This window comes from Nocardia vulneris (genome assembly GCF_001613425.1).
Classification (GTDB): domain Bacteria; phylum Actinomycetota; class Actinomycetes; order Mycobacteriales; family Mycobacteriaceae; genus Nocardia; species Nocardia vulneris.
Map to the genome: position 1 here is coordinate 1 of NZ_BDCI01000043.1, position 21,563 is coordinate 21,563.

Here is a 21,563-nt window from a genome sequence, read left to right on the forward strand (position 1 = left end):
TGCGGGGGCCGGCGCCGGCGGCGCGGCGGCGGGCGCGGCCTGCGGCACACTGCCGCCGCGATATTGACCGGCCAGGTGCCACAACCCGGTGAAGTTGTTGAACGGGCCGCCGACGATCTGGCTGGTCCACTCGAGCACGAAGTTGCCCGAGCCGTCGATGGTGCCGTGCACCGGGCTGGTCTTACCCGGCAGTCCACCGCCCGGTTTCGGCGAGCCCTGATTGAACACCTGGTTGTTCCAGGTGACGCCGAGGCTGCTCAGGTCGCCGGAGAGCTGGCCGCCGTCGGTGAACAGCTGCGGGGTGCCCGTGCCGCCGCCGGTCTGCGGGTCGGTGGGGTTGGTCGCGGTGGCGAAGTCGACGCCGTAGAAACGGACCGGCGTGGTGACCCGGCCCGACTGCGCGTTGCCCGCCCCGTCGAACGCGGCGGCGGGTTGCGGCTGATAACTCCCGCTGATCAGCCCGCCGTCGCTGCCCGCGGACAGCGGGGTCACCGTCTGGTCGCTGCACCCGGAATCACTGTTGGCGAGGTAGGGACCGCCCGCGTCGCCGGTCGGCAGGATCATCCGAAAGAAGCTGCCGGTCACCGCGCCGCCGGAGCAGACGCCGGGCGCGAGCGAGAACAGGCCGTTCAGCGGCGCGGGTTCGGCATGCGCGAACGGTGCGACGAGCGTCGACAGCCCGAGGGCGGCTACCGCGGCAGCGAGCCGATAAGAATTCCGTCCCATGGATCGTCCTTCGGTGAAATTCGTGCGTGGATTTCTGATTCAGGGCATCGCGTCCCATCGGAACTTGAGCCCGAACGGCTTGTCGCCATTTGTGGTCACGGTGAGCGGAATCCCCGGAGCGAACTTTCCGGAATCGACCGGGCGTTTCCCGGTGGCACTGTGATGGGCATCACCGTAGGATTAGTTTGACGTCCTAGTATCGGACGCCTCGTGGCAGCACCGGAGGGCAACCGTGGCCGAGAGCAGCGCACTGCATACGCCGATCCACCCCGTCCGCTTCGTGACCTCGGCGGCCCTGTTCGACGGGCACGACGCGGCGATCAACATCATGCGCCGCATCCTGCAGTCGCAAGGCGCCGAGGTGATCCACCTCGGGCACAATCGCTCGGTCCGGGAAGTGGTCGACGCGGTACTCACCGAGGACGCACAGGGCGTCGCGGTGAGTTCCTACCAGGGCGGGCACGTCGAATACTTCGAATACCTCGCCGACGCACTGAAAAAAGCAGGGGCGGAACACGTTCGCATATTCGGCGGGGGCGGCGGCGTGATCGTCGCGCAGGAAATCGCGCGGCTCGCCGAATCCGGCGTGACCATCTTCTCCCCCGAGGACGGCCAGCGACTCGGCCTGCCCGGCATGATCAATCGCCTGATCCACGCGTGCGATATCGATCTCGCCACCGCGCCGCCGGTGCTGGACGCGGTGCTCACCGGCGAACGCGCGGCACTGGCCCGCGCCATCACCTGTATCCAGCAGGGCGTGCTGCCGGAGCCCGATCAGCTCGTCTTGCGGCAGGCGGCCACCGCGCGCACCGTGCCGGTCCTCGGCATCACCGGCACCGGCGGTTCCGGAAAGTCCTCGCTCACCGACGAATTGGTGCGCCGGCTGCGCACCGACCAGCAGGACAAATTGCGCGTCGCGATTCTCGCGGTGGATCCGACCAGGCGCCGCGGTGGCGGCGCACTGCTCGGCGACCGTATCCGGATGAACGCCTTGGATGGCGAGCACATCTTCTTCCGCTCATTGGCCACCCGGGGCGGTCGCGAGTTGCCGGACCACATCGAACTCATCGTGACCGCCTGCAAGGCAGCGGGTTACGACCTGGTCGTCCTGGAAACCCCGGGCATCGGACAGGGCGACGCAGCGGTCATCGAGCAGGTCGATGTGTCCATGTACGTCATGACACCGGAATTCGGCGCCGCCTCCCAGCTGGAGAAGATCGACATGCTGGATTACGCGGACGTGGTGGCGATCAACAAGTTCGAGCGGCGCGGGGCCGCCGACGCGCTGCGGGACGTGTCGCGTCAGCTCATCCGCAACCGGGCGGACTTCAGCGCGTCGCCGGAGGACATGCCCGTATTCGGCACCAGCGCGGCCACTTTCAACGACGACGGCGTCACCGCGCTGTACCAGCACCTGACCGGCCTGCTCACCGAGCACGGTTTGCAACTGGATCCGGGGGTGCTGCCCAAGGTCGAGACCCGCACCTCGACCCGCTTCGCCCAGATCATTCCGCCCGCCAGGGTGCGCTACCTGGCCGAGATCGCCGAAACGGTGCGCGACTATCACACCAGGACCGCCACGCAGATCGTCGCGGCGCAGCGGGTACAGCGCCTGGACCAGGTCGCCGCGGAGCTGCCGGACGATCGCGCCGTCGCCGACCTCGCCGCCACCGCCCGCACCGAACTGAGCCCGCAAAACGCCGCCCTACTGGCCGAATGGCCCGCCCTGGCCGAGTCCTATCGGGGTGCGGAGCAGGTGGTGCGCATCCGCGACCGCGAGATCCGTACACCGTTGCGCCGGGAAACGCTGTCCGGCAACTCGATTCCGCGCGTCGCGCTGCCGCGCTACACCGACCACGGTGAGCTGCTGCGGTTCTTGCGCTCCGAGCACCTGCCCGGGCACTTCCCGTTCACCGCGGGCGTCTTCCCGTTCAAGCGGGACAACGAGGACCCGGCCCGGATGTTCGCCGGTGAGGGCGATCCGTTCCGCACCAACCGTCGTTTCAAGGTACTGAGCGAGTACGCCGCCGCGAAAAGGCTGTCCACCGCGTTCGATTCGGTGACGCTGTACGGTCACGATCCGGCCGAGCGTCCCGATATCTACGGCAAGGTCGGCACCTCGGGCGTCTCCATCGCCTCGCTCGACGATATGAAAGCGCTCTACGACGGCTTCGACCTGACCGCGCCGACCACCTCGGTGTCGATGACCATCAACGGCCCCGCGCCGACCATCCTGGCGTACTTCCTCAATACCGCGATCGACCAAGCGCTGGAACGCTTCTCGGCGGACAACGGGCGTCCGCCGACTGAGCAGGAAGCCGCCGACATCCGGGCCGAGACCCTGACGACGGTTCGCGGCACTGTGCAGGCCGACATCCTGAAAGAGGACCAGGGGCAGAACACCTGCATCTTCTCCACCGAATTCAGCCTGCGCATGATGGCCGATATCCAGGAATGGTTCGTGCGCAACAATGTCCGCAATTTCTACTCGGTGTCGATCTCCGGGTATCACATCGCGGAGGCGGGCGCGAATCCGATCAGCCAGCTCGCGTTCACCCTCGCCAACGGGTTCACCTATGTGGAGGCGTATCTCGCGCGGGGTATGGCGATCGACGACTTCGCGCCGAACCTGTCGTTCTTCTTCTCCAACGGCATGGATCCCGAGTATTCGGTGATCGGCCGGGTCGCCCGGCGCATCTGGGCGATCACCATGCGAGATCGCTACGGCGCCAACGATCGCGCCCAGAAGCTCAAGTACCACGTACAGACCTCGGGCCGCTCACTGCACGCGCAGGAGATGAGCTTCAACGACATTCGCACCACGTTGCAGGCACTGATCGCCATCTACGACAACTGCAACAGCCTGCACACCAACGCCTACGACGAGGCGGTGACCACGCCCACCGAGGAATCGGTGCGCCGCGCGCTGGCCATCCAACTGATCATCAACCGCGAGTGGGGCGTGGCGATGAACGAGAACCCGCTGCAGGGCAGCTTTCTCATCGACGAACTCACCGATCTGGTCGAGGAGGCAGTGCTGGCCGAGTTCGACCGGATCAGCGAGCGCGGCGGGGTGCTCGGCGCGATGGAGACCGGCTACCAGCGCGGCAAGATCCAGGACGAGTCGATCCGCTACGAGCACCGCAAGCACGACGGCTCGCTGCCGATCATCGGCGTGAACACCTTCCGCAACCCGCACGGCGAACCGCACCACGAGATCGAATTGGCGCGCGGCACCGAGCAGGAGAAGCAGTCTCAGCTACAGCGGGTCCGCGACTTCCAGCACCGGCACCGCGACGCCGCCCATGCCGCCCTCGCCCGCCTCGACGCGGTCGCCCGCACCGACGACAACATCTTCGAGGTCCTGATGGACGCCGCCCGCGTCTGCACCCTGCAACAGATCACCGACGCCTTCTTCACCGTCGGCGGCCAGTACCGCCGCAACGTGTGAAGTCGCCGAGCCCGCCGAAAACCAGCCCACCTCGCCGAGCGTGAACCCTCGTTCGAGGCGTGGGTGTACTCGCGACGATCTCACCGCGCTCGGCGCGGGCCCGGACGATATCGTGCGGATCTTCCGCGACAACGCCCGCCGCGTCTACCGATTCGACGACTGAGCGCGCGAAACCCGTTACTCCCCTGCGGAAATGATCTCCGGCGGCAGATACCGGCCCGCGAACAGCGCACCGAGACCGCAGGTGTGCTCGATGATCCGCGGGCCGTCGATCTCCATCGCCCCGGTCCGCCACGCGGTGAGCAATTCGATGAAACCGCCGATGCAGACCAGCGTGCTCATCCGGACGTCCACCTCATCGGTGTCGGGTGCCAGATATGGCCGCGCGGTGGCGATGAGCAGTTCGGTCGCGTCACCGAGCATGGTCTTGCGGCGCTGCTCGAGCACGGCGCTGCCCGCGTGGTCGGCCAGCAGGATGCGTGCGCGCCCGTCGTGGTCGGATTGCAAGGCCACCGCCCGGGTCACCGCCGCGCGCAGGATCGCCAGCGGCGGCTGGGTCACCTGCTCCGCGACGACCGCGGCGAGGTCGGCGAACACCTCGGCACACACGGCATCCCATGCGGCGCCGAGCAATTCGTCGCGATCGGCGAAATGCTCGTAGAAATAGCGGTCGTTGAGCGCGGTGCGCTGGCACACGCCGCGCATGGTCACGGCAGCCCAGCCGCTCTCGAGCCAGATCTCCAGGGCCGCGTCGAGCAGCCGCGCGCGGCGTTCGGCGCGCCGCTCCTCCGCGGTGCGCCCACCCCAGGTCCGGGCCGGTACACGCAAGCTCATGGTTGACAAAGTACCCCATCGCGCGCCTAATTGGTGGCAGGTGCGGCCAATTATGCGGTGATCGTCAGCCCCCAGCGGCCGCCGGAACACACGAGGCGGTGTGTGCGCCGCCGGTACGTGGGAGGTGGCCATGCCCGACAACGGGATCGAGCACGAGGTGATCATCGTCGGCGCCGGATTCGCCGGCATCGGCGCGGCGATCAAGCTACGCGAGGCCGGCTTCGACGATTTCCTGATCGTCGACGAGGCCGACGGTGTCGGCGGCACCTGGCACTGGAACACCTATCCCGGTATCGCCGTGGACATTCCGTCGTTCAGCTACCAGTTCTCGTTCGAGCAGCGCGCCAGCTGGTCCCGAACCTACGCGCCGGGCCGGGAATTGAAGGCGTACGCCGAATCGTGTGTGGACAAATACGAGCTGCGGTCCCGAATCCGGTTCGGCACCAACATCACCGAAGCCGAGTTCGATGCGGACGGCTGCCGGTGGCGGCTGCGCACCGCGACCGGTGACGAGCTGACCGCACGATTCGTCATCAGCGCCACCGGCGTGCTCACCCGCCCGAAACTGCCCGAGATCCCCGGTGTCGACGCGTTCGCCGGCGTCACCATGCACACCTCACGCTGGGACCACCGGCAGGATCTGCGCGGCAAGCGGGTCGCGATCATCGGCACGGGAGCGTCTGCGGTGCAGGTGATTCCGGAGACCGCCCCGCAGGTCGAGCAGCTCGTCGTGTTCCAGCGCACGCCGATCTGGTGCCTGCCCCGGCTCGATCTCCCGCTGCCCAAGCCGGTGCAGTGGGCCCTGCGGGTGCCCGGCGCCCGCTCGCTGACCCGGCTGATCAGCCAGACCTACGTCGAGGTCACCTTCCCCATCGCCGCGCACTATCACAAGAATCTGCCCACGGCCGCGATCGGCGAGCGGGCCGGTCTCGCGCACCTGCGCAGCCAGGTGAAAGATCCCGTGACCCGGGAAAAGCTCACGCCCCGTTACGCTTTGGGCTGCAAGCGGCCGAGTTTCTCGAACGACTACCTGGCCACGTTCAACCGCGCCAACGTGGTGCTCGAGACCGACCCGATCGAGGCGATCACCAGCACCGGGGTGCGCACGGCGTCGGGTACCGAGCACCCCGTCGACATCCTGGTCCTGGCAACCGGTTTCAAGGTGATGGAGTCGGGCAACATGCCGACCTATCGACTGCGCGGTATCGACGGCCTGGACCTGGAGAAGTGGTGGGACGAGAATCGGCTGCAAGCCTACGAGGGCGTGAGCGTGCCCGGGTTCCCGAACTTCTTCTCGATCATCGGCCCGTACGGCTACAACGGCTCGTCCTACTTCGCCCTGATCGAGAACCAGACCAGGCATATTCTGCGCTGCCTGCGCCACGCCAGAGCGGGCAACGCGACGGTGGTGGAGGTGACCCGCGAGGCCAACGACCGCTTCTTCCAGGAGATGCTGGACCGCCGCGGCGGCCAGGTGTTCTGGCAGGACAGCTGCGCGGTCGCGAACAGCTACTACTTCGACAAACACGGCGACGTGCCACTACGCCCGTCGACCACCGTGGAGGCCGCCTGGCGCAGCGGCCATTTCGACCTGTCCGACTACCGATTCGCCACCACCGCATAACCAGGCCCTGGGTGTCGGTGCCTGTCGTTACGCTTCGGCGCATGAAGGCACTCGGCACTTTCACCGTCGTCTCGTTCGTCCCGACCGAGGTGGGCCCGGACCCGGCCATCGCGACCGCGCTGCCCGTCGGCCTCGCGCACCTCGAGAAGTCGTTCGCGGGCGAGGTCACCGGCCGCTCGGCGACGCTGTTCACCGCCGCCTTCGACCAGGCCACCGGTGTCGGCACCTACGTCGCGATGGAGTCGTTCGAGGGCGCGCTGCACGGCGTGCCGGGCAGTTTCAACTTCGCACACTGCGCGACGACCTCGGGCACGGATCGCAGCGCCGAGTTCTTCACCATCGTGCCCACCAGCGGTACGGGCGGGCTGGCGGGCATCACCGGGACCGGCGGCCTCGCCGTGGACGCGGACGGCACCCACCGCATCTGGTTCGACTACGAACTCGGCTGAGCTCAGCCGCGGGCGGCCCGGGCCAGCTGCGCGGTCAAGGTGTTTCGTGCGGTGGCGAGCGAGGGGCCGTACCAGGTGAGACTGCGTCCTTCGACCAGGGCCACGTCGCATCCCGGGAAGGCCTCGGGGCCATCGGTTTCGGTGAAGACGTACGGCTCGTCCGGTAGCACCGCGAGCTCGACACCGGCGGTCAGCTCGTCCTCGGTGAGCCGGGGGTAGCGCTCGGCACGGTCGGCGTGCACGAGGTGCAGGCCGAGCCGGTGGGCCAGGTCGCCGGTGAACGTGTCGCGCCCCACCACCATCCACGGGTTGCGCCAGATCGGAATCACCGCGGGCCGCGACGGCACGGGTGGCGGTGCCGCCCAGACGGATTCGGCCGCCACCAACCAGGCAGGGACACCCGCGCCGAGAGCTACGGTGCAGAGCCGGCGCAACGAGGCCAACGCCTCGTCCACCGTCTCGATCCGGGTGACCCACACCGGAATACCGGCCGCGCGCAAGCGATCGACGTCGATGCGCCGGTTCTCCTCCATATTGCACAGCACCAGGTCCGGGGCCAGCTCGACGATGCGACGCACGTGCGGGTTCTTGGTGCCGCGCACGCGCTCGACGTCCAGGCTGGTCGGCTGCGTGCACCAATCCGTCGCGGCGACAAGAACTTCGGGGCAGGTGCGGGCCACCGCCTCGGTCAGTGAGGGGACCAGCGACACCACCCGCCGCGGCTCGGTCAGCGGCACCACCGTGCCCAGATCGTCGCGCACCGGGCTCATGACAGGACCCGCCTCGCCAGGATCCGGAGTTCCTCCGGCGGCACCGCGGGCAGCATATTGCTCGCGCCGAGCACAAGCAGATAGAGGATCCGCGCGGTCTCCCAGGCGTCGGTCTCCGCATAGCCGCTCTCCTGCAACAGTTTTCGCAAGATATCCAGCCGTGCGGTGTCGATCCGCGCCTTCACCTCGGCCGCGGCCTGGTCGTCGATCGCCCAGGACCGGACCGCGGTCTCCAACCTGGCCGGGCCGTCGTCCTCCAGCACGAGATCGAGCAGTAGGTCCAGCCGGGCCCGCGCGTCGAGCGACTCGGCGGCGGTGACCTCGCGCACGTAGCGGGTGGTGTGCACCTCCTCGAAGTGCGCGAGCAACGCCGCCTTGTAGCCGGTGATCCCGGAAAAGTGGTGGTAGAACGAGCCGGTGCTCAGCCCGGTCGTCGCGACCAACCGCTCCAGCGTGAGCCCGGCGGGTCCCGCCGTGCCGAGGATCGCCAAGCCTGATTCCAGCCATGAACTCTTGCCCGCCACATTTCCCAGCCTATAACATAAGTTTTGTTCTGTTCTGGGAACGCTGGTTCGGCCCGAGTCACGGAGGTCGCGATGACCGCGATAGCACCCTCGTCCACCCTGTCCGCCCGCTGGGCCACGCCGGTCCACCTCGCGGGCTCCGCACTGCTCGGCGCGGTCGGCCTGGCCCACCTGCTGGTCGTGCACGCCTTCGGCGGCACCGATTCGCCCGCCGAAGAGACGGTCAACGAACTGTCCACCCATGTCAGCACGGCACTGTTCGAGGGCGGCAGGCAACTCAGTGTGTTCGATCTCAACACCGGTTACAGCGTCGGCATGGGGTTGTTCGGACTGCTTTTCGGGCTGCTCGCGATCGCCGCGGTGCGCTCGGCCCCACAGCTGATCGCACGCTGGTCGCTGTTCAACGGCGTCTGCGTGGCAGCCGCGGGCGGACTGTGCTGGATCGCCCTGCTGTACTTTCCCGAGCCGGTGATCGTCATGTCGATCATTGCGACATTGTGCTTCACGACCGTGCTGGTGGCCGGTCCTCGCGAAAGGGCCTGAGCGCTGCCGAAGTTCGGCGCAAGGGCAGCGGCCTGGCAACCTTCGGGCAGTACCCAGACGGTGTGACCGGGCGCACACTGGACGAGGCATCCGGTGTCGGGAAGTCCCGGTCCCTGTGTCACCGGACTCGATCCCGCCCCGAAGGTCCGGCGGCGCCCCGAAAGCCCCGACGCCGGATGCTCACCAAACGCGGGCGTGATCAGCCGCTGTCAGCCCTCTATCTGGCGCTGTCAGCCCTCTATCTGGCGATACAGCGCGGCGAGTTCGCGCAGTCCCGCCGCCGCGATCGGCTCCTCCGCCGCGGTCATCCGCATCGCCTTGCGCAACAGCAGCGGATCGAGATCCTCGGTCGCCGGGCGGAATTCGACCTTCGGCAGTTTCGGCAGCTCGATATCGTCGCCGTACGGGTCGCTGGAATCCGCTGCGCGCAGGTCACGTTCGATGCCGCCGATCAACGTGTCCAGGTCGAGGCCGCGCAAGGTGAGAATCTCGCGCGGCCGTTCGTCGAGACGTTCGGCGAGCAGATAGCAGACCGCGGCGACGTGCTTGCACGGCCAGCCCGGATCCGGGCAGCTACAGCTGAAGTCCAGGTCGGCCGCGGTGATCGGCAGCAGCAGCGGACCGAGCTCGGTCGGCAGTGCGCCGGAGGCGATCTCGGCCAGCATGCCCGGCGCCTCGCGGATCGTCTCGATCAGCAACTCGAGTTCCTCCTCGCGCAGCGGCCGCACCGTGAACACGGCGGTGAACGGGCGCGGCTGGCTGCCCTGCACCTCGGCGGTCACCGCACCCGGCTCGATGTGATAGCTCACCACCTGCCCCGCGCGGGCATAGGTCCGGCCGCGCGACATCCGTCCGGGCTCGGCCATCTGCTCCACCGCGTCGACCAAAGCCTTGCCCCACCAGGTGCGCCCGAAACCGCCGCGCCTGCTGCGCGCCGCCGCCCCGCCGCGCACCGGACGCCGCTTGCCGAACTGGCTGTAGTCGATATAGATGCCCTGATCGGGGCCGTCGGTGCTCATTCGCCGACCGCCTCCGCGCCGAGCGTGAACAGTTCACGCAGGTCGTCGGTGCTGAGTTCGGTGATCCAGTTCTCCCCCGCACCGATCGCCAGATCGGCGAGTTGTTTTTTGCCGTTGATCATTTCGTCGATCCGCTCCTCGATCGTGTCGACGCAGACCAGCTTGCGCACCTGGACATTGCGCTGCTGACCGATGCGGAACGCACGGTCGGTGGCCTGGTTCTCCACCGCCGGATTCCACCAACGATCCAGGTGCACCACATGATTGGCGGCGGTGAGATTCAGGCCGGTGCCACCGGCCTTGAGCGACAACAACATCAGCGAGGGGCCGTCGGGCTCCTGAAACCGGGTGACCATGGTGTCGCGCCGCTGCTTGGGCACGCCGCCGTGCAGGAAGGGGATCTCGGTGCCGAAGCGTTCGGTCAGGTACGGCGCGATCAGCTCACCGAACTCGCGAAACTGGGTGAACAGCAAGGCTTTCTCACCGTCGGCGAGCACCGCGTCCAGCACGTCCTCCACCAGGGCGAGCTTGCCGGAGCGGTGGCTGCCCCGATGCAGGATGCCGGAGCCGTCGCCGAGATAGTGCGCCGGATGATTGCATACCTGCTTGAGCCTGGTCAGCGCGCTGAGCACAGCGCCCTTGCGGGCCATGCCCTTCGCGTCCTTGATCTTGGCCAGCATGTCGTCGACCACGGCCTGATACAGCGCGGCCTGCTCGACGGTCAGGTTCGCGCGCACGGTCATCTCGATCTTGTCCGGCAGATCGGTGATCACGGCCGGATCGGTTTTCACCCGGCGCAGCACGAACGGCTGCGTGATCAGGCGCAACCGGCTGATCGCGTTCTCGTCGCGCTCGCGTTCGATCGGCACGGCGAAACGCGCGCGGAAGGTCTGCGGGCTGCCGAGCATTTTCGGCATCGCGAAATCCATGATGGAACGCAGTTCTTCGAGCCGGTTCTCCACCGGAGTTCCGGTGAGCGCCAACCGATGTCGCGCGGGCAAGGCGCGGGCGGCGCGCGCCTGCCTGGTGCCGGCGTTCTTGATGTGCTGCGCCTCGTCGAGCACGATCCGGTCCCACGACTGCCGCTTCAACTCGTCGAGATCCCGGGCGAGCAACGAATACGTCGTGATCACCAGATCCGACTCGGCGACCGCAGCGTCCAGCTCCGCCCCCGCGTGCCGACCCGCGCCGTGATGCACCCACACCCGCAGATCCGGCGCGAACCGCTCGGTCTCGCGCTGCCAGTTCCCCACCACCGACATCGGACACACCAGCAGGGTCGGGCCACCCGCTGTGCCGTGCGATGCGACCTCGCCGTCGATCCGCTTGCCCACCAAAGGTTCCGGGCTGCCGTCCGAAGAAGCCTTCACCGCCTTACGCCGCCGCGCGGCATCGAGCGAAATCACCACCGCGCCTTGAAGATCCGGCGCGTCCGCCGTACGGTCCGGCGGACGCGCACCTACCTCACGTTCGTGCACCAGCAGCGCGAGCACCTGCACGGTCTTGCCGAGTCCCATATCGTCGGCGAGGATCGCGCCGAAACCCATGCGGCTCATGGTCGCCAGCCAGGACAAGCCGCGTTCCTGGTAGGGACGCAGCTGGGCTTTGAGGCCGACCGGCGGGGCGATCGGCGGCAGCTCGCGGGTCCGATCCAGGATGTCGGCGGCCCAGCCGGTCGCGGTCACCTCGGTGACCGGCACCTGCTCCACCCGGCCCGCGGCGAGCTCGCCCACCAGGTCCGCGAAGGTGATCTCGGAGGTGTCGGCGTGCGCGGCGACGTAGCGGGCGGCGGCGGCCAGCACCTTGTGATCGGCCTGCACCCAGTCGCCGCGCAACTGGACCAGGTCGGACTTGCTGCGGACCAGCCGCTCCATCTCGGCCTTGGTCAGCACGGTGTCGCCCAGCGCGAGTTCCCAGCGGTAGGACACCAGGCCGGGCATGCCGACCGTGCTCTCCGCCGCGGGCACCGCGCTCTCCACCCGCAGGCGCATGGTCGGTGCGCTGACGTTCCAGGCGCGCGGCAGCAGCAACCGCACACCGGCCGCCTGCAACGCGTGCGCGCCGTGCTCGACAAGATCGATGACCACCTCGGTGGGCAGCAGCAGATCCATCGAGCGCGGATCGCTCGGCAGGTCGCGCAACCGCGGATAGGCGCGCTGCGCCGCGCCGAGCTGCTCCCCCACCACCCGCAGCAGATTCGGATCACTGTGCAGCAGAACAGGGCTCGGCGCCTCGCCGTCGAGTCGCAGGCAGACCTCCAGACGCCACAGCGCCACCGATTCGTCCGCGGTGCCGAGTTCACCGTCGGGTTCGAGCAGGCGCAGCACCAACTCCGGTTCGTCGCCGGTCAGGGTGGCGCGCCAGCGTTCGAGCACCTCGGCCACCTGATAGCTGCCGTGGTCCAGCGCGACGTCGCGGACCAGCGCGTCCACCAAGGGATGGGTCGGCGCGGGCAGGTCGACCAGGGCTCGCGCGATCGGATCGGTGAGTTCGCCGACCAGATCATCGAGCACGGCATTCGGCCGCCCGGCGACCCGGAGCGCGGCGGGCATCGCGACGGCCAGCTCGGCCAGCCAGGCCCGCTGCCGTTCGCCGCCGACCAGCCGCCAGCGCACCCACCACTGGCCGTCGTCCCGGCGCAATTCCGGCACGATCCGGCCTGCGCGGACCCAGCGCTCGATGCCGTGCGCGACATGCGCGAGAAACCGCAGATCGCCGGCCACCGCCTCGGCGGGCAACCGCTGCCGCAAGGCCTCCGCGGCGCTCTGCGGCGCCATCGCGTGCGCGCGGACCTGCTCGGTGGTGCTGCCGCCCGGGCCGGCCACCAGCACGTCGGCCCGGTGCCGGAATTTGGACGCGCTCAATACGCCGCCCAGCGGTTCGGGCAGCGCGGTGAGGGGCGAATCGTGCCAGAGCAGCAACCCGGATCCCGGCGACCACAGACCGTGCAGCATCAGCCCATCCAAGCAGGTGGGTCCGACACCGCCGCGGCCACCGCGATCCCGCTTTTCTGGATTTCTGGGCCGGAGCGGGACATACTTGAATATCCGCTGGTCATCGCAGAAGAATCGCGGTCAGGTGTCAACGGAAGCGGAGGCAGCCATGACGATTCTGCTCCAGGTACTCGAGCAGAGCTTCACGCCGACGACGCCGTGGGAGCGGCGCAAATTCACCTTCATCAAGGCCGAGAAGATCGTCGGGATGCGGTTGGACGGCCAGTCCGGCGTCTGGCTGGACCTGTCCCGCCCGGGTGAGTCGCAGCGCCTGGCCCGCACCGTCGATCCGCACGAGGCCATCACCTTCCTGCTCGCCACCTTCGCCAAACTCGCCGAGTGCGAGGAACGCGGCGGCTCGTGGCTGATCGGGCACGACGGGGCGAACGCCGAATCGATCTCGGCCACCCGCTTCCCGCCGCGCGCGAGCGAGGTCGCCGACGACGAGCTGCTGGCCCGCGCCTGGCTGTGAGGGCCGCCCGCGCTGCCCCCTGACAACTGCTTCCGCTCGGGTTCTCTGAATGTCGGTCCCTACGTGTAGATCTGGCGCCATGGGTGCGGACATTCGGCGTTGGCTCGTGGGCCTCTTCGTGCTGGTGTGCGCCGTCGGCTGCGCTGAATCGGGGATCGGTGCGGTAGCGCCCGCGCCGGGCAGCCCGACCAGGATCGAGCTGGAACAGCTGCTGGCCGCGGTACGCGTGGTACCGGATCGGCCGCATCCCGGCGGGTACGAACGCGGGTGCAAACCCGGACAGGGCTGCGTGTTCGGGACCGCATGGTCCGACGATCACGACGGACCGGGCGGGCACGACGGCTGCGACACCCGCAACAACGTGCTGGCCCGCCAGCTCGTCGAGGTGAGCTTCCGGCCGGGGACCAACAACTGCGTGGTGATCGGCGGTACATTGCACGACCCGTACACCGGTGAGCAACTTTCGTTCACCAAGGCCGACGCGAACGACGTGCAGATCGATCACGTGTATCCGCTGGCCGCCGCCTGGGATCTGGGGGCGGCGGGCTGGCCGCTCGCGCAGCGGGTCCGGTTCGCCAACGACCTCGAGGTCAACCTGCTCGCCACCGCAGGCCACATCAACCAGGCCAAAGGCGACAAGACCCCGGCGCAGTGGCTGCCGCCCGCGCGGGCGAACCACTGTTTCTACGCGGGCCGGTATCTCACCGCCGCCGCCCGCTACGACCTGCCGGTGACCGCGGCGGACGGCGCGGCCCTGCAGGCGGTGGCACGGACCTGCCCGTGAAAGAGCTCAGGCTCCCGTGGCGACCGGCCGCTTCGGGTCGTTGGACCACTGCGACCAGGAACCGGGGTACAGCGCCGCCTCGATACCGGCGACGGCCAGCGCCGCGACCTGATGTGCAGCGGTGACGCCCGAGCCGCAGTACACCGCGACCGGCTCGGCGGTGAATCCCGAGAAACGGTCGCGCAATTCGGCGGGCGCGCGGAAGCGGCCGTCGGCATCCAGGTTCTCGGCGGTGGGTGCGCTGACGGCGCCGGGGATGTGGCCCGCGCGCGGGTCGATCGGCTCGACCTCGCCGCGATACCGCTCGCCCGCGCGCGCATCGAGCAGATGGCCGCGCCAGCGGGCGGCGGCGTCGGCATCGATGACCGGCAGATGTCCCGGAGTCAGCTCGACATCACCCGGTTCCGGATCGGGTTCGGTGCCGGTGGCCAGCGCGCCGTTCGCGTTCGTCCACCCGGGCAGTCCGCCGTCGAGAATCCGCACGTCGGCGATGCCCGCCCAGCGCAGCAGCCACCAGGCGCGGGCCGCCGCCATGCCGCCGGTCGCGTCGTAGACCACCACCGCGTCGCCCTGGCGGACGCCCCAGCTGCGTGCGCACTTCTCCAGCTGCGCGATATCGGGCAGCGGATGCCGGCCGCGCGCGGGCGACGGCGGCGCGGCCAGCTCGGTTTCCATGTCGACGAACACCGCGCCGGGGATGTGGCCGTCCAGATAGTGTTGCGGGCCATCCGGGTCGCCTAGCGCCCAGCGCACGTCCAGCAGGCGAACCTGCTTGCCCGACAAGGCTTCTCGAAGCTCCACCGGCGAGATCAGTACCGCGCTCAACCCAGCTCCTCGTTCAGAAATCGCACCTTCGCGCACCGAATGCCCTCAACATTACGCATCTGAGCAGGGCAATGTGGCTGCACCCCAGCACTACTCGCCGGTAGCGGGCGGCGTCCCGGGTCCTGGACCGCCGCCGAATTCAGTCCAGTTTCCCCGCACTGGCCCGTGACTGGCAGTCCAGTTGCGGGCAGGATCGCCACAATGTCGAACCTTTCCCCGGCGCCCGCGGCACCCGTCGAGGACCACGAACCCCCCGCCACCGACCAGGCCGCGGCCGGGCTCGGACAACCGCTCGGCGCGGGCGCGGTCACCGCACTGGTGGGCTTCACCAGCTCGTTCGCGGTAGTACTGAGCGGGCTCACGGCCGTCGGCGCGAGTTCGGCACAGGCGGCGTCGGGACTGCTCGCGGTATGCCTGACCCCCGCGATCGGCATGATGCTGCTCAGCTTCCGGTATCGGATGCCGATCACGCTGGCCTGGTCCACCCCCGGCGCGGCGTTGCTCGCGAGCACGGGTGCGGTGACGGGCGGCTGGCCCGCCGCGGTGGGCGCGTTCGCGATCACCGGGGTGTTGATCGTGATCACCGGCCTGTGGCAGCGGTTGGGCAAGCTGGTTGCTGCCATTCCGGTCGAGATCGCCCAGGCCATGCTCGCCGGTGTGCTGCTGCCGTTGTGCCTGGCGCCGGTCAAGGCGGTCCAGACCAGCCCGGCGGTGGTGGTACCGGTGATCCTGGTCTGGCTGGTCCTGCAACGCTTCGCCAAGCGCTGGGCGGTGATCGCGGCGTTCGGCACCGCGGCGCTCGGCTCCGGCATCAGCATCGTGGTACAGCACCGGCATCTCGACTTCGCCGCGATGGTGCCTACGGTGGAATTGACTGTTCCGCAATGGAATTGGCAGGCCATCGTCGGCGTCGCGATACCGCTCTACATCGTCACCATGGCCTCGCAGAACATTCCGGGCACCGCGGTGATGAAATCGTTCGGCTACCTGGTGCCCTGGCGCGCGGCGATGACCGTGACCGGACTCGGCACGATCATCGGCGCGCCCGCGGGCGGCCACGCCATCAACCTGGCCGCGATCAGCGCGGCGCTGTCCGCCGCGCCCGCCGCACATCCCGATCCGAAGAAGCGCTGGCTCGCCACCTTCACCGCGGGCAGCGTTTACCTCGGCATCACGCTCGCCTCGGCCGCCGTGGTCACGTTCATCGCCACCGCGCCCAGGGGTGTGCTGGAAACCGTTGCGGGCCTTGCCCTGCTGACCACCTTGGCGGCCGCGCTCACCGGCGCCCTCAGCTCCGAAAAACACCGCGAGGCGGGCGTGATCACCTTCCTCATCGCCGCCTCGGGTGTCGGCTTCGCCGGTATCGGCGCCGCCTTCTGGGCACTGCTCGCCGGACTTGTCGCACGAAAAGTGTTGTCGCTGCGGCAGTGAACGAGGTCGGGGCCGGTGCGATAGCGGCGGGGCAGGCAGGCGAACCCTAGGCCGGTGCGGTGCCGGTGGCGATCGGGGGCGAATCCAGTTGTGCGGCAGGCACATCGACCGGCTCGGTCACCTCGTCGCGCCGCGCGTACACGCCGATCCGGCTGTGGTTGAACAGCAGGTTCAGCGTGAAGACGGTGATCGCGCCCATCGCGATACCGCTGTCCAGCAGAATCTGCACCGACGACGGGAACTTGTCGAACATACCTTTGGCCAGCACGGGGACCAGCCCCACGCCGAGTGAGGTGGCCACGATGACGGCGTTGACCCGGTCGCCGAGTTCCGCCTTGCGCAGAGTGTCGATGCCGACGATGGCGATCGTCGCGAACAGGACCAGTCCGACCCCGCCGACCACCGGTTTGGGCACCGCGGCGACGACCTCCCCCAAGCGCGGCAGCACCCCGAGCACCACCAGGATCGCGCCGCTCGTGGCGGTCACGTAGCGGCTGTGCACCCGGGTCGCCGCGACAGCTCCGACATTCTGGTTGAACATCGAGTCCACGAACGCGGTGAACACGCCGCCCAGCACGCCGGAGAGTCCGTCACCGATCAGGCCGCGCGCCAAATCGGCTCTGCCGACCGGTTTTCCGGTGATCTCGCTGATCGCCAGCATGCTCGCCGTCGACTCGGCGAACACGATCGCCATCACGATGCTCATCGCGACCACCGCCGCGATCGGGAACTGCGGGGCTCCGAAATGGAACGGTTCGGGCAGGCCCACCCAGGCCGCGTTCCCGATGCCGTCGGTGACCACCAGCCCCATCGGCACCGCGAGCGCGATCCCGACCGCCAGCGCGAACAACACCCCGAGCTGCGACCACATCCCGCGCGCGACGCACATGAAGCCGACCGCGAGCACCACCACCACGGCCGCCAGCCCGATATGGGACGGCGCGGCGAACGACGGCGCCGACGGGTCGCTCCCGATGATCAGCCGACCGGCCGACCCGATCAGCGAGACCCCGACGATGGTGAGCACCGTCCCGGAGACCAGCGGCGGAAAGAACCGGGCCATCCGGGCGAACGGCCAGGCCAGCGCCATCCCGACCACCCCGCCGATCATCATCGACCCGTACACCGCGGCCAGCCCGTACTGCTTGGCGATCAGCACCATCGGGTCCAGCGCGATGAACGTCGCGCCGCAGATGATCGGCAGCCGCGCGCCGGCGAGTTTGCCGATGCCCAGGCTCTGCACCAGCGTGATCACCCCGGCGATCAGCAGGTCCGCGCTGATCAGCAGCCCGACCGTGCTCCGGTCCAGGCCCACCGCCGCCCCGAACACCAGCGGCACGGTGATACACCCGGTGTACATGATCAGAACATGCTGGATGCCGAAGGTCAGCTGCCGCCCGAACGGCAACCTGCGATCGACAGAATGCGCCGCCTCTCCCATAGGTAAACAACTAGTCGCCGTTCTTTACGGCAAACCCCCGGCAATGTTTCCCCCACGTGACATCACACCCCCACTTTCGCCGCACCCTTTCTGTCTTCCCGCACTCGCTGTGGCATGGCATAGCGGGTGCGGGAAGGTAGTAGGGGTGCGCGAAATCAGAAACGGCCGGGCGCGCGGGAGTGGCGCGGGGGTCAGGGTGACGCGCGGTGGGGGCATTCGCCGGGCCTGCTCGACGGCACGTTGCCAGCGCAACACTGCCGCTGTACCGCTGAGATCCTGCCAAGTCCAGCGGACCATGATCAGTCCGGTCTCGCGGATCGCGTCCTCGCGCACCTTCTCCGCGAAGAGGACATCACCCGGCTCCTGGCCCGGTTTCAGCAACCTGCCGTATTTGACCTGTCCGTCGAATTCGCCGACGACGCCGGCGGTCAGATCGTAGAAATCCACGCGGCCAAGGAAACCGGCTGTCGCGGACAACAATTCACCTTGTTGGGACGGAATCGGCAATCCGTTCCGGTGGAACATCACCCGGCTCCGCGATTCGCCGACGCTCTCGCTGTGCGCGTCGAGCAAGTCTATTGTCCTGCGCGCCTGCGTTATCCCGTGGCGTCGACCGGCCAGTGCCAACTCCGCTGCCAATTCGGTAGGTGTGATGCCCAAGGTGCGCAGAGCTGCGTCGCCGACGACTACCGCTTGCTCACACGGCAATGTGCGAGCCAGGTCGACCACGGTTCGTGCCGGTGTGGTGACCCAATGCCCGTCGATCTCGACGACACCATCCGATATCGGCGCACAGTGCACCTTCATCTCACGGCGAACTCGCCCACCGTTACGCCGATCCCTTGTGATGTGCACAAGGTCCAACGGCGTTGCCCACAGCGGCAATCCGTACAACACCGCTGCGGATTGATGACTGACGATCGCGTCGGGGGCCAACACGGGCAGTGTCGAATCGATCAGCAACCGGTGACGTTCGATCGGGTCGAGATGGTCGAACTCGGTGGCCTCGACGTAACAACCACGACGCAGTCGATGCCACCGGTCACCACGGTGGCGCCGACGGATGTCGTGATCGGAGTAGCCGTTCGCGAGTGCACTCTGCCGCCGCTGTATCTCGCCCATGCGGACATACTTGCCCGATCGGCCGACCCGGACGACCCGGCACGGACCGATTGGGGATAACTCGGGGGTGTGGAGTTCCTGAACGCACCCTTTCTGTCTTCCCGCACCCGCTGTGGCATGGCATAGCGGGTGCGGGAAGGCAGAAGGGGTGCGGCGACGGAGGAGGGCTACGTCGCGCGCAGGGTGGCTTGGAAGCGGCGCATGCCGTCCAGCCAGCGGTCGTAGTCGGCGCCCTTGTAGCGGTACATCTTCAGGACCTCGGGGTGCGGGAGGATCAGGAAGTGTTCGGCGGCGAGGGCGGCCAGGACGACCTCGGCCACCTCGTCCGGGGCGAGGACCGGGCCCGCGGTGGTCACCGCCTTCACGGCGAGTTCGGCATCGGCGGTGGATTCCCCGGGGGCCAGGCCGGTGTGCAGGAGTTGGGTGTCGACACCCATCGGGCACAGGCAGCTCACTCGAATTCCCTTGTCGCCGTACGTGACCGACAGCCACTCGGCGAAGCCGACGGCGGCGTGTTTGGAGACCGCGTACGGGGCGGAACCGAGCTGGGTCAGCAGGCCCGCCGCCGACGCGGTGGACACGAAGTAGCCACCACCGCGCGCGGACCATTCCGGGACCAGCAGGCGAGCGGCCCGCACGTGGGCGAGCACGTTGACCTCGAGCGCCGCGGCCCACTGGGCGTCGGTGCTGTCCAGCCCGCCGCCACCGCCGATACCCGCATTCGCGAAATACAGGTCCACCGGGCCGAATTCGGTCGCGGCGCGTTCGATCAAGCCGCGAATCACCTGCTCGTCGGCGACGTCGCCACCCATCGCGACCGCACCCGGGCCGAGCGATTCGGCAACGCGGGTCGCGCTGTCGGCATCGAGGTCGGCGAGCACCACCCGAGCCCCGGCGGCGACGAGCGCCTTCGCCAGCGCCGCCCCGATCCCCGCGCCCGCCCCCGTGACGATGGCAACCTTGCCTGAAATCTCCATCTCCGCACCTTAATCAACCGCGCCGCGAGTGGCGCGCCCCCGCTCAGTTCGCGCCGGCCAGCCGGTCCAGCAGCGGGGCGGTGCGCGGGCCGACCAGCTCCCGCATGACCAGCGCCATGTTGGTGCGCTCCACGCCCGGGATCTTCAATATCTGTCCGGCGATTCGGTACAGATCGTCGGCGTCCTTCGCGACGACCCGTACGGTCAGGTCGGTGAGCCCGGTCATGCCGCACACCTCGGTGACCTCCGGTACCTCGGCGAGTTCGGTTACCACGGAATCCAATTGGTGCTGGTCCACGACCACCGCGACGAAGGCGGACAACGGATAGCCGAGCGCGCGAGGCTGCACCCGGCGCTCGAAACTGCCGAGCACCCCGCCCGCCTCCCAGCGCGACAGCCGCGCCTGCACGGTATTACGGGACAGCCCCAGCCGGGCCGCCAGCTCCACACCGGTGGCCCTCGGATTGGCGACCAGCTCCAGTAACAACCTGGCGTCGGTCGCGTCCAAGGTCACGTCGGCCGTTTCTCTGGTCATGCATCGCAGTATGGCACCACTCCCCCTCCCCAGTGGCCGCAGACCCGGTATTTGTCCAGGCCAGAGCACCTTTGCGCCCCGCCACGCAGCCACCTGACCGACCTGCCGACGGGACCTGGCGGCCGCCGCGTGAACGTGGCGGCACCATCGAACGCGAGAACAGCGATATCGCTGGGCGACACCCGGATTCATCGTTGCGGAATTGGTCACTCGTCGTGAAAGTCTGCACGCCGGGGCTTGCTCGACATCGAAGTCGCTTTTTTCAGTGACCTTTCCCACAGAAAGTTCGAGATCTGCGTTTGCTTCAGCGAACGATACGAATGGGTTCAGTGCAGCGGCTAGCATCATCGAGGCTGCACGAATTCGCAGCGGTGAGCACTGGGGAGGACAAATAGATGAGCAAGACATCGGGTCGCGGTATCTTTTACCGGACAAGCGGGGTCATTGCATTGCTCGTCGGAGTGGCGTTCTTCCCGCCGGCTACGACGGCAGCACCACTCCGGACCGCTGAACAGGGAGAATTGGCGGCCCCGATACTGACGGCAACGCTGACTCCGGATCGAGGCGACGGCCGCGGTCACACAATAGATGTGACGGTCTCCAATCCCAACGCCGAGTTCTCGGGCATCAATTGTTGGGCGTATATGGATGACACGTTCCCGGTCGCCGGAGAGCAAAACCCGCTCATCGTATACCGGGACGGCCGAGATCGCGTTTTCCCGGGACAGACAAAGCAGGCCAGCCTTATTCGCGTACGGGCCGGTGAGCGAGTTATCACAGCGAGTTGCCATGCCGGGGAACAGCGTCAGAATACTTATCCGGAGGCGAAGGCGACCCCGATCAAGCTGATCGTCGGCGGCTGATGCGCTGAATTGTTGATCGCCGGACGCGATCGAGGTTTGCGGGTAGCAAGCCATCGGCTTGCGGGCACCGCGAGGGCGAGTACCAGCGTCACGGCACAGAGCACCGCGGGGGCGATCGCGGCGAACATCGGGCCCGGACGGAACTCGGCGAACTCCGAACCTCGACCAAGGTGTACAGCT

Annotated in this window: 20 protein-coding genes; 9 read left to right on the forward strand and 11 right to left on the reverse strand. The window is 68.1% G+C overall.

The window, feature by feature from the left end; all coding sequences use genetic code 11:
- On the reverse strand, positions 1-726 hold a 726-nt coding region (locus tag NVU01S_RS36810; protein WP_063048225.1), incomplete at its 3' end, for a hypothetical protein.
- Positions 727-958: 232 nt separating this feature from the next.
- Here NVU01S_RS36810 and icmF point away from each other — a divergent pair.
- Together icmF and NVU01S_RS45315 are read left to right on the forward strand one after the other, a co-directional pair.
- Positions 959-4,177: a fused isobutyryl-CoA mutase/GTPase IcmF gene (gene icmF, locus NVU01S_RS36815; RefSeq protein WP_043671978.1), complete on the forward strand. Its 3,219-nt coding sequence runs from the start codon at positions 959-961 to the stop codon at positions 4,175-4,177.
- Positions 4,178-4,217: 40 nt separating this feature from the next.
- Positions 4,218-4,340 (forward strand): hypothetical protein, encoded by a 123-nt coding sequence (locus NVU01S_RS45315; RefSeq protein WP_280140764.1) that lies wholly within the window; start codon positions 4,218-4,220, stop codon positions 4,338-4,340.
- Positions 4,341-4,354: 14 nt separating this feature from the next.
- Here the strand turns inward: NVU01S_RS45315 and NVU01S_RS36820 are convergent, their stop codons facing one another.
- On the reverse strand, positions 4,355-5,011 hold the full coding sequence (locus tag NVU01S_RS36820; protein ID WP_043671980.1) for a TetR/AcrR family transcriptional regulator: 657 nt from the start codon (positions 5,009-5,011) through the stop codon (positions 4,355-4,357).
- Between the two features lie 130 nt (positions 5,012-5,141).
- On the opposite strand from NVU01S_RS36820, the gene NVU01S_RS36825 reads away from it, so the two are divergent.
- Positions 5,142-6,635 carry a flavin-containing monooxygenase gene (locus NVU01S_RS36825; RefSeq protein WP_043671981.1) on the forward strand — a complete coding sequence of 498 codons (1,494 nt, stop codon included), beginning with the start codon at positions 5,142-5,144 and terminating at the stop codon, positions 6,633-6,635.
- Between the two features lie 41 nt (positions 6,636-6,676).
- Entirely contained in the window at positions 6,677-7,084 is a 408-nt protein-coding gene (locus NVU01S_RS36830) for a DUF3224 domain-containing protein (protein ID WP_043671984.1), read from the forward strand.
- 2 nt (positions 7,085-7,086) lie between these two features.
- Here NVU01S_RS36830 and NVU01S_RS36835 read toward each other — a convergent pair whose 3' ends face one another.
- Together NVU01S_RS36835 and NVU01S_RS44375 are read right to left on the reverse strand one after the other, a co-directional pair.
- The gene (locus tag NVU01S_RS36835; RefSeq protein ID WP_043671987.1) at positions 7,087-7,854 is read right to left on the reverse strand and encodes a helical backbone metal receptor; all 768 of its coding nucleotides are present in this window, start codon (positions 7,852-7,854) and stop codon (positions 7,087-7,089) included.
- Positions 7,851-8,378: a TetR/AcrR family transcriptional regulator gene (locus NVU01S_RS44375; RefSeq protein WP_043671989.1), complete on the reverse strand. Its 528-nt coding sequence runs from the start codon at positions 8,376-8,378 to the stop codon at positions 7,851-7,853. Before NVU01S_RS44375 ends, NVU01S_RS36835 begins: the two co-directional genes overlap by 4 nt.
- Before the next feature lie 72 nt (positions 8,379-8,450).
- Here NVU01S_RS44375 and NVU01S_RS44380 point away from each other — a divergent pair, with 72 nt between their 5' ends.
- Positions 8,451-8,921 carry an LIC_13387 family protein gene (locus NVU01S_RS44380; protein ID WP_043671993.1) on the forward strand — a complete coding sequence of 157 codons (471 nt, stop codon included), beginning with the start codon at positions 8,451-8,453 and terminating at the stop codon, positions 8,919-8,921.
- Between the two features lie 230 nt (positions 8,922-9,151).
- On the opposite strand, the gene NVU01S_RS36850 is transcribed toward NVU01S_RS44380, so the two are convergent.
- The gene (locus NVU01S_RS36850) at positions 9,152-9,940 is read right to left on the reverse strand and encodes an SWIM zinc finger family protein (protein ID WP_043671996.1); all 789 of its coding nucleotides are present in this window, start codon (positions 9,938-9,940) and stop codon (positions 9,152-9,154) included.
- On the reverse strand, positions 9,937-12,894 hold the full coding sequence (locus NVU01S_RS42840) for a DEAD/DEAH box helicase (RefSeq protein WP_082032095.1): 2,958 nt from the start codon (positions 12,892-12,894) through the stop codon (positions 9,937-9,939). The genes NVU01S_RS36850 and NVU01S_RS42840 overlap by 4 nt, the downstream gene beginning before the upstream one ends.
- A gap of 148 nt (positions 12,895-13,042) precedes the next feature.
- Between NVU01S_RS42840 and NVU01S_RS36860 the strand changes: the two genes are divergently transcribed.
- Both NVU01S_RS36860 and NVU01S_RS36865 read left to right on the forward strand, forming a co-directional pair.
- Positions 13,043-13,405, forward strand: coding sequence for a hypothetical protein (locus tag NVU01S_RS36860; protein ID WP_043672002.1), 363 nt, complete (start codon positions 13,043-13,045; stop codon positions 13,403-13,405).
- Positions 13,406-13,484: 79 nt separating this feature from the next.
- On the forward strand, positions 13,485-14,189 hold the full coding sequence (locus tag NVU01S_RS36865) for an HNH endonuclease family protein (protein ID WP_043672006.1): 705 nt from the start codon (positions 13,485-13,487) through the stop codon (positions 14,187-14,189).
- Between the two features lie 6 nt (positions 14,190-14,195).
- Here the strand turns inward: NVU01S_RS36865 and NVU01S_RS36870 are convergent, their stop codons facing one another.
- Positions 14,196-15,002 carry a sulfurtransferase gene (locus NVU01S_RS36870; protein WP_043672200.1) on the reverse strand — a complete coding sequence of 269 codons (807 nt, stop codon included), beginning with the start codon at positions 15,000-15,002 and terminating at the stop codon, positions 14,196-14,198.
- Between the two features lie 213 nt (positions 15,003-15,215).
- Here NVU01S_RS36870 and NVU01S_RS36875 point away from each other — a divergent pair, with 213 nt between their 5' ends.
- Positions 15,216-16,445, forward strand: a complete 1,230-nt coding sequence (locus tag NVU01S_RS36875) for a benzoate/H(+) symporter BenE family transporter (RefSeq protein WP_043672007.1) — start codon at positions 15,216-15,218, stop codon at positions 16,443-16,445.
- 46 nt (positions 16,446-16,491) lie between these two features.
- Here the strand turns inward: NVU01S_RS36875 and NVU01S_RS36880 are convergent, their stop codons facing one another.
- The 4 genes from NVU01S_RS36880 to NVU01S_RS36895 all read right to left on the reverse strand — a co-directional run bounded on the left by NVU01S_RS36880 (position 16,492) and on the right by NVU01S_RS36895 (position 20,520).
- Positions 16,492-17,886, reverse strand: coding sequence for a uracil-xanthine permease family protein (locus tag NVU01S_RS36880; protein ID WP_043672010.1), 1,395 nt, complete (start codon positions 17,884-17,886; stop codon positions 16,492-16,494).
- Between the two features lie 24 nt (positions 17,887-17,910).
- Positions 17,911-19,008 (reverse strand): type IV toxin-antitoxin system AbiEi family antitoxin domain-containing protein, encoded by a 1,098-nt coding sequence (locus NVU01S_RS36885; protein WP_244896326.1) that lies wholly within the window; start codon positions 19,006-19,008, stop codon positions 17,911-17,913.
- Positions 19,009-19,175: 167 nt separating this feature from the next.
- Positions 19,176-19,985 carry an SDR family oxidoreductase gene (locus tag NVU01S_RS36890; RefSeq protein WP_043672013.1) on the reverse strand — a complete coding sequence of 270 codons (810 nt, stop codon included), beginning with the start codon at positions 19,983-19,985 and terminating at the stop codon, positions 19,176-19,178.
- A 43-nt stretch (positions 19,986-20,028) separates the two neighbouring features.
- A complete protein-coding gene (locus NVU01S_RS36895) occupies positions 20,029-20,520 on the reverse strand; it encodes an Lrp/AsnC family transcriptional regulator (protein ID WP_029897892.1) in 492 nt (163 codons plus the stop codon).
- Between the two features lie 395 nt (positions 20,521-20,915).
- Here NVU01S_RS36895 and NVU01S_RS43795 point away from each other — a divergent pair, with 395 nt between their 5' ends.
- Entirely contained in the window at positions 20,916-21,383 is a 468-nt protein-coding gene (locus tag NVU01S_RS43795; RefSeq protein ID WP_156161611.1) for a hypothetical protein, read from the forward strand.
- Positions 21,384-21,563 lie beyond the last annotated feature (180 nt).